Raw genomic sequence first — 9,063 nt, forward strand, 5'->3', positions numbered from 1 at the left:
TTACCGTAAATTCATGTTCTTTTATAAGTGAGTTGTTTATTTTTAGACTTCAAAATTCAATTTATTTATGAAATATTATTTCTCTTTTCTATGTCTCTTTATGCTATCTGCAGTATTTGCACAAGAAAATCCGCAATGGCTTAGGCATAGCCGTATTTCTCCAGATGGAACAGAAATAGCATTTACTTACAAAGGTGATATTTACAAAGTACCTACATCAGGTGGTACTGCTATACAGCTCACTTTCCATCAAGCACATGATTATGAAGTGGTTTGGAGTCACGACGGTTCAAAACTGGCATTCATGTCAGATCGATATGGCAATTTTGATGTATTTGTAATGTCATCAAATGGTGGTACGGCTACGAGGCTTACTTATCACTCTGCAATAGAAAGGCCATTTTCATTCTCACCAGATGATCGTATGGTTTATTTCGGAGCAGCACGTATGGATGATGTGCATCATAGGCAATACCCTACAACTTCTCAACCTGAGTTATACTCGGTTCCAGTTACAGGAGGTAAAGTTGATCAGTTCACAACGTTACCGGTTGAATATGTAGATTTTTCTAAAGATGGTAAGACTATGTTATATCATGATAAAAAGGGAGGTGAAAACATTTGGAGAAAACATCATGTGTCTGCTATTACTAGAGATATATGGCAATATGATGTAGTAAATGATACGCATACTATGATAACTTCCTTCAATGGCGAAGATAGGAGACCAATTTTCACAGCAGATGAAAAAGGAATGTATTACCTCAGTGAGGAAAGCGGTTCTTTTAATATCCATAAGAAAGACCTTTCGCTTAAAGCTAAAAGCAAGCAAATTACAAACTACACATTACACCCTGTACGTTTTTTAAGTATGGGTAACGGTATTCTCTCTTACGGTTACGATGGGGAGCTTTATACTATGAAAGAAGGAGAGCAGCCAAAAAAGGTTAATGTTGATATTACAACACAAGAAATTTCAAATAGCGATAAATACATTTCTGTTAATGGAGATATTAAAGAGATGGAAGTATCGCCTAGTGGTAAAGAAATTGCCTTTATAGCAAGAGGAGAAGTTTTTGTGACATCTGTAGATAATTCAATTACAAAAAGGATTACAAACACACCAGAAGCCGAACGTTTTGTGACTTGGGGACCAGAAGGGAAATCTGTCGTTTACAGTAGTGAGAGAAATGGAAACTGGAGTATTTACAAATCTGAAATAGTGAGCAACGAGGAGCCTTTCTTTTTTGCAGCCACTCTTGTAAAAGAAACAGCAGTCTTAGAAAATGGCAAAGACAACTACTTACCAAATTTTGCTCCAGATGGCAAGAGGATGGCGTTTATAGAAGATCGGCGTACGCTTAAAGTAAGAGATATGAATTCTGGAGAGGATAAGGCATTGCTTACTCCAAAAGATCTTTTTCACATGAGTGATGGAGATAAATATTATACATGGAGTCCCGATAGTAAATGGTTATTAGTAGACTGGAGTAAATCACTAAGCAATAGTGAAGTGCTTTTAATGGCAGCCGATGGTTCTAAGAGAATTAACCTAACAGAAAGTGGCTATCGTGATGTGTACCCAAAGTGGACTAATGGCGGTAAACAGATGTTATGGATGAGTAATCGTCATGGCTTAAAGTCATATGCAACTAGCGGGCAGTCTCAATTAGATGTCTATAGTATGTTTTTTACACAAGAAGTCTGGGATAATTTTAATTTATCAAAAGAAGATTTTGAATTGAAAGAGCAAATAGAAAAGCTTGCGCAAGAAAATAAGAAAGACGGAGAAAAGGAAAAGGATAAAAGCTCAAAAAAGAAATCTAAAGAAAAGAATAAGGAAGAGGTAAAAGATACGCTACTCAGTTTTGACTGGGATCGTATGAAAGATTATACTAAACGATTGACGATTCATTCTTCTAGTCTAAGTGATGCAGTTCTCTCCAAGGATGCAAAAACCTTATACTATCTAGCCCGTTTTGAAGATAAACTCAACCTCTGGAGCACTAATCTAAGGACAAAGGAAACAAAAATGGCAATAAAACTGGGAGCTAGGTCAGGAAGCTTACAGTGGGATCGTAAGATGGAAAACCTATACCTTTTGAGTAATGGTAAAATCTTTAAAATCGACCTTAAGGGTAATAAAAAGGAGGCCGTAAAAATTAATTCTGAATTAGAGTTTGATGCTCAAGCAGAGCGACAGGCTATGTTTGATCATGTCTGGATAAGAACCAATGCCATTTTTTACCATCCAGATTTTCATGGTATTGATTGGAATTTAATGAAAGAAGAGTACAGCAAGTATATTCCACACGTTGGAAATGCGCACGAATTTGCCGAAGTTCTTTCAGAAATGCTAGGAGAACTCAACGTCTCTCATGCAGGAGCAGGCGGGAAGGGTCATGATGTTAAGAACGCCGATGCGACAGGTGCTTTAGGAATTTTCTTTGATTACAAACATGATGGTAATGGTATATTAATTACAGAAATTATAAAAGATGGTCCACTTGATAAATCAAAGTTCAATGTAAAGTCTGGAATGATTATAAAGAGTATTAATGGGAAAACGATAGATACGAATCGCGACCATGCAAGTCTTTTAAATAGAACAGCGGGAAAATTTACACTTCTAGAATTATTAGATCCTACAACAGGAAAGTCAAGTCAAATTACCATGAAGCCAATAACTCAAAATCAACAAAATCGCTTACTTTACAAGAGATGGGTGAAGATAAACGAGGATGAAGTAAATGAAAAAAGTAATGGTCAGCTTGGTTATGTGCATATTCCTGGTATGAGCGATGGTCCTTATCGTAGCATTTATAAAGACATGATGGGTAAGTACTTTGAAAGAAAAGGGATTATTGTAGATACTCGTTTTAATGGAGGAGGTGACCTTGTGGCAGATTTAGCTATGTTTTTTACTGGCGAACCATTTATCAGCTATGAAACTGAAGAAAAAGTGGTAGGTGGAGAACCTACATCTAGATGGACAAAACCTACACTCGCCATTTTTAATGAAAGTATGTATAGTGATGGTCACTGTTTTGCATCTGGCTATACAGACCTTAAGATTGGAAAAACTGTAGGTATGCCAGTTCCTGGAACCTGTAGTTTTGCAGGATGGGAATCTCTACCTAATGGTACTTATTGGGGTGTGGTACCCGTAAGTGCAAAAGATAAACAAGGAGACTGGATGGAGAATAACCAAACAGAACCTCAAATAAGAGTAAAAAATATGCCTGGAAAGATAAATAAGAATATAGATCAACAATTAGACAGATCTATCCGCGAGTTGTTGCAGGAAGTAAAATAATAAGTACGCTTTCGCGAAAGCGTAACCTCATAAAAAAATCCAGTAGTCAAGTGATAGACTACTGGATTTTCATTTGTACTTAAAACTTATTTATTCAAAATAGCTAAAAGTTTCACCATCCTCAATAGTAAGTAATGTTTCATATATAAGCTTTATCACGTTTTCCATATCGTCTTTATGTATCATTTCGACGGTGGTATGCATATAACGCAACGGCAATGAAATAAGAGCAGAGGCAACACCACTCCCACTATATGCAAAAGCATCTGTGTCTGTTCCTGTAGCGCGTGATAATGCAGCACGCTGGAATGGAATCTCATGTTTATTTGCAGTTTCAGTAATACGATCTCTCAATTTTTGTTGTACCGCAGGAGCATACGCCACTACTGGTCCTAGTCCAAGCTCAACATGTCCTTGCTTTTTCATGTCAATCATAGGGGTAGAAGTATCGTGAGTAACATCTGTCACAATTGCCATATTTGGTTTAATACGTTCAGCGATCATTTGAGCACCTCTCAAACCTATTTCTTCTTGAACAGAGTTTGTAATATATAATCCAAAAGGTAGCTTTTTACCATTCTCATGGAGTAAACGCGCAACTTCAGCAATCATAAAACCACCCGCTCTATTATCAATAGCACGACAGACAAATTTATCATCATTTAAAATATGAAACGTGTCTGGATAAGTGATTACACAGCCTACATGCACACCCATTTTTAAAACCTCCTCTTTATCTTTTGCGCCTATGTCAATAAAAATGTTCTCAGGTTTTGGCGCTTCTTCTTTTGCTTTATTGCGTGTGTGTATAGCTGGCCATCCAAAAACTCCTTTCACAATCCCATCAGCGGTATGAACATCTACGATTTTTGACGGAGCAATTTGATGGTCACTTCCTCCATTACGTACCACGTAGATCAAGCCATTATCGGCTATGTAGTTTACGTACCAAGAAATTTCGTCTGCGTGTCCCTCAATTACAACCTTATAAGGTGCGTCTGGGTTAATTACTGCCACGGCCGTTCCATAGGTGTCAGTTATAAACTCATCTACATAGGGCTTGAGGTACTCCATCCATAGTTTTTGCCCACCCCATTCATAACCTGTAGGTGATGCGTTATTCAAATATTTTTCTAGAAAATTAATAGACTCGTCTGTAAGTATGCTTTTTGAAGCCATAAAATGTATTTTTTTTAAAAATAATAATATTAAGATTAAGAAGTGCACGTTATCATAAGGGAATAATTAATTTTGGAACGGTTTTAGCTTAAAGCGAAATAAAAAAAATGCGCAACTTCCTTCTTATACATATTATTGTAATTTTCTGGTGTGCTAAGCTTTTTGGGCAGGAGCAAGCAGAGGACTCTATAGATGTTAATATAGAATACTATGTAATAGAAGGAGATACGATCCCGCGTAGTTCGATAGATTTGAATGAGGTTATTGTTTTTAAAAAATTAAAATTTGATAACAGACAAGCTCGAAGACGGTATTTGATTTTGAGAAGAAAAACTCGAAAAGTCTTTCCGTATGCAAAGTTAGCAGCAGATAGATTAACTACTCTTAACAATAGATTGGATTCTATTAAATCAAAAAGAGGGAAAAAGAAATATACTAAAGTAATACATAAATACCTAGAAGGTGAGTTTGCTGCAGAGTTGAAGAAGCTTACTAGGACTGAAGGTCAAATTCTCATTAAGCTCATACATAGACAAACTGGAGAGACGGCATTTGACCTTATTAAGAGATTGCGAAGTGGTTGGAGAGCATTTTGGTATAATACAACAGCCAGTGCTTTTGATTTATCACTCAAAAGACAATTTGACCCAGTTAATAATCAAGAAGATTATTTAATCGAAGATATTTTACAAAGATCTTTTCAGTCTGGGATTCTTGAAAAACAGCCAACAGCTTTGGATTTTGAGTTTTTTGATTTGTCTAATAAGTGGAAAGGAAACTAAAAACTTCTTAAATTTATAAACTTTCCTCCGCTTCCGCGAAAATTTTCACCACCTATAATCTGCTCAATAATAGGGTAGTGGTATTGTATTTTAAGTGTATTTAAGAGCGTCTAAAATAAATCCTTAAATTTTCTTAATATTTTTCTTGTTTAGGACAAAGAAGTGTGTATCTTTGCCGTCCGTTTAAACGAGAGCGGGTAGTTCATTGAGAGTTTTTTACTGGAATAAATTATTTTAAAATATTTTTTAAAAAAGTGCTTTAGAATATAAAAAAGGGTTGTAGTTTTGCGCCCGCTTTGAGGGGTAAGATATTCGGAGATAAGTTCAGTAAAAGATTTGCGAGTTGAGGTTTAAATTTTCTTTAATTTTTTTTCTAAAAAAGTTGTCAGGATAAATTTAAGTTGTATATTTGCACCCGCTTAGAAAAACAGTAGTTAGCTAGGCGAAGTTCAGGAGTATTTTTAGAGAATGTTATGGTATAAAAGAAAGGTTCGATTCCTTTGCATTTAACAAAGAGTTTTTTGGTTTTGTTTTGAATAGAAATAGGATTAAAAAAAGTTCATTGATTTATTGAATTGACAGCGCGTATTAATACTTTCGGGTATTATTACAAAGAATTTGAAAACTAGAAGTTTATTATTGACCGGATATTTCTGTATTGTGAGTAGTTTAATATTATTAAAAACACACGATGAAGAGTTTGATCCTGGCTCAGGATGAACGCTAGCGGCAGGCTTAACACATGCAAGTCGAGGGGTAACATAAAGTGCTTGCACTTTGATGACGACCGGCGCACGGGTGCGTAACGCGTATAGAATCTACCTTATACTGGGGAATAGCCTTTGGAAACGAAGATTAATACCCCATAGTAAGTATTTATGGCATCATTTATACTTTAAAGTTTCGGCGGTATAAGATGACTATGCGTTCTATTAGTTTGTTGGTAAGGTAACGGCTTACCAAGACTACGATAGATAGGGGTCCTGAGAGGGAGATCCCCCACACTGGTACTGAGACACGGACCAGACTCCTACGGGAGGCAGCAGTGAGGAATATTGGACAATGGAGGCAACTCTGATCCAGCCATGCCGCGTGTAGGAAGACTGCCCTATGGGTTGTAAACTACTTTTATATGGGAAGAATAAGGTATATGTATATACTGATGACGGTACCATAAGAATAAGCACCGGCTAACTCCGTGCCAGCAGCCGCGGTAATACGGAGGGTGCAAGCGTTATCCGGAATCATTGGGTTTAAAGGGTCCGTAGGCGGGCTTGTAAGTCAGTGGTGAAAGTCTGTGGCTCAACCATAGAATTGCCATTGATACTGCAGGTCTTGAATTATTGTGAAGTGGTTAGAATATGTAGTGTAGCGGTGAAATGCTTAGAGATTACATAGAATACCGATTGCGAAGGCAGATCACTAACAATATATTGACGCTGATGGACGAAAGCGTAGGTAGCGAACAGGATTAGATACCCTGGTAGTCTACGCCGTAAACGATGGATACTAGTTGTTTGGCTTTCGGGCTGAGTGACTAAGCGAAAGTGATAAGTATCCCACCTGGGGAGTACGTTCGCAAGAATGAAACTCAAAGGAATTGACGGGGGCCCGCACAAGCGGTGGAGCATGTGGTTTAATTCGATGATACGCGAGGAACCTTACCAGGGCTTAAATGTAGTCTGACAGGGCCAGAGATGGCTTTTTCTTCGGACAGATTACAAGGTGCTGCATGGTTGTCGTCAGCTCGTGCCGTGAGGTGTCAGGTTAAGTCCTATAACGAGCGCAACCCCTGTGGTTAGTTGCCAGCGAGTAATGTCGGGAACTCTAGCCAGACTGCCGGTGCAAACCGTGAGGAAGGTGGGGATGACGTCAAATCATCACGGCCCTTACGTCCTGGGCCACACACGTGCTACAATGGTAGGGACAGAGAGCAGCCACTGGGCGACCAGGAGCGAATCTATAAACCCTATCTCAGTTCGGATTGGAGTCTGCAACTCGACTCCATGAAGCTGGAATCGCTAGTAATCGGATATCAGCCATGATCCGGTGAATACGTTCCCGGGCCTTGTACACACCGCCCGTCAAGCCATGGAAGCTGGGGGTACCTGAAGTCCGTTACCGCAAGGAGCGGCCTAGGGTAAAACTGGTAACTGGGGCTAAGTCGTAACAAGGTAGCCGTACCGGAAGGTGCGGCTGGAACACCTCCTTTCTAGAGCTTGTCCCTGCACTTGTGCTTACTAATTTATTAGTAAAACATCAAGAGTATACAGCAAAGCGACTTACGATACTGAAAGGTCAGTAATAGGTTTTAGTTTTCAATAGCTGTCGATTTAATTATAATTTAATAAGTACATAGTAGTTTTACTTTAGTAATTAGTTTTTACTAGTAACTATTGTTTATTGACTATAGACTTATAGACAGTCTCATAGCTCAGCTGGTTAGAGCGCTACACTGATAATGTAGAGGTCGGCAGTTCGAGTCTGCCTGAGACTACTGGTCAATGACCAGACATATTTTCAGGAGTATGTTTGATTATTGAATACCGCTTTCGCGAAAGCATATAAATCGCAATGTTCATAAAAATTACATTTTGAAGGAAATTTTAGAAGTTGAGAATCATTACTTCGTCATTCGAAATCTGATGTCATCATCTTGATTTCATAGAAATGGGGGATTAGCTCAGCTGGCTAGAGCGCCTGCCTTGCACGCAGGAGGTCATCGGTTCGACTCCGATATTCTCCACCAGGCAATACCTGGAGATATTTTATCTCTAGCGTATTGCGAGTGAGAGCACAGATAGTTTTAATTGTCTGTCGCGACTCGCGACGTTCATTGACATATTGGGAAATAATTAAAGAATACGAGAAGTCGTGTATAGCTTTAGCAGTTATATACGCAAATTAATATGAATTAAGAATAACTCATTATAATATAAAGGTTTATGTATTTTATACATAAGCCCTTAAAAGAGCAATTAAGTACAATAAGCTAATTAAGGGCGTATGGGGAATGCCTAGGCTCTCAGAGGCGATGAAGGACGTGATAAGCTGCGAAAAGTTGCGGGGATCTGCACACAAGAATTGATCCGCAAATATCCGAATGGGGCAACCCACTATATTGAAGATATAGTATCCGCAAGGAGGCAAACCCGGAGAACTGAAACATCTAAGTACCCGGAGGAGAAGAAAACAAAAGTGATTCCGCTAGTAGTGGCGAGCGAACGCGGATTAGCCCAAACCAGTAATGTTACGGCATTGCTGGGGTTGTAGGACTACGATATTTTGTGCTTTATGAATTAGAACACTTTGGAAAGAGTGGCCATAGACGGTGATAGCCCGGTATAAGTAAAGACAGTTACAGATAGTAGTATCCTGAGTAGTGCGGGGCACGTGAAACCCTGTATGAATCTGTGGGGACCATCCCATAAGGCTAAATACTCCTGAGAGACCGATAGTGAACCAGTACCGTGAGGGAAAGGTGAAAAGAACCCTGAATAAGGGAGTGAAATAGAACCTGAAACCATACGCTTACAAGCGGTCGGAGGTCTTCGGACTGACGGCGTGCCTTTTGCATAATGAGCCTACGAGTTACTTTAACTAGCAAGGTTAAAACTTTAAGAGTTGGAGCCGTAGCGAAAGCGAGTCTGAATAGGGCGACCATAGTTAGTTTGAGTAGACGCGAAACCGTGTGATCTACCCATGGGCAGGTTGAAGCTTTGTTAACCCAAAGTGGAGGACCGAACCCGTTGACGTTGAAAAGTCTTGGGATGACCTGTGGGTAGG

At 38.9% G+C, this 9,063-nt stretch carries 3 protein-coding genes, 2 tRNA genes and 2 rRNA genes (1 of these 7 cut by a window edge); 6 read left to right on the plus strand and 1 reads right to left on the minus strand.

Annotated elements, in window-relative coordinates:
* The first annotated feature begins 67 nt into the window (after positions 1-67).
* A complete protein-coding gene (locus tag OD90_RS13040; RefSeq protein WP_144669589.1) occupies positions 68-3,316 on the plus strand; it encodes a S41 family peptidase in 3,249 nt (1,082 codons plus the stop codon).
* A 90-nt stretch (positions 3,317-3,406) separates the two neighbouring features.
* Here OD90_RS13040 and OD90_RS13045 read toward each other — a convergent pair whose 3' ends face one another.
* Positions 3,407-4,495, minus strand: coding sequence for a M42 family metallopeptidase (locus tag OD90_RS13045; protein ID WP_144669590.1), 1,089 nt, complete (start codon positions 4,493-4,495; stop codon positions 3,407-3,409).
* Positions 4,496-4,602: 107 nt separating this feature from the next.
* Between OD90_RS13045 and OD90_RS13050 the strand changes: the two genes are divergently transcribed.
* The 5 genes from OD90_RS13050 to OD90_RS13070 form a co-directional block, all read left to right on the plus strand.
* Positions 4,603-5,277 (plus strand): DUF4294 domain-containing protein, encoded by a 675-nt coding sequence (locus OD90_RS13050; protein ID WP_144669591.1) that lies wholly within the window; start codon positions 4,603-4,605, stop codon positions 5,275-5,277.
* A gap of 688 nt (positions 5,278-5,965) precedes the next feature.
* Positions 5,966-7,489: ribosomal RNA gene (locus OD90_RS13055) — 16S ribosomal RNA — on the plus strand.
* Between the two features lie 211 nt (positions 7,490-7,700).
* A tRNA-Ile gene (locus OD90_RS13060) sits at positions 7,701-7,774 on the plus strand.
* A 175-nt stretch (positions 7,775-7,949) separates the two neighbouring features.
* Positions 7,950-8,026, plus strand: a tRNA-Ala gene (locus tag OD90_RS13065).
* A gap of 237 nt (positions 8,027-8,263) precedes the next feature.
* A 23S ribosomal RNA gene (locus OD90_RS13070) occupies positions 8,264-9,063 on the plus strand (it continues 2,030 nt past the right edge of the window).
* The 16S and 23S rRNA genes sit together here with 2 tRNA genes alongside, the layout of an rRNA operon.

The organism is Dokdonia sp. Hel_I_53 (assembly GCF_007827465.1).
Classification (GTDB): domain Bacteria; phylum Bacteroidota; class Bacteroidia; order Flavobacteriales; family Flavobacteriaceae; genus Dokdonia.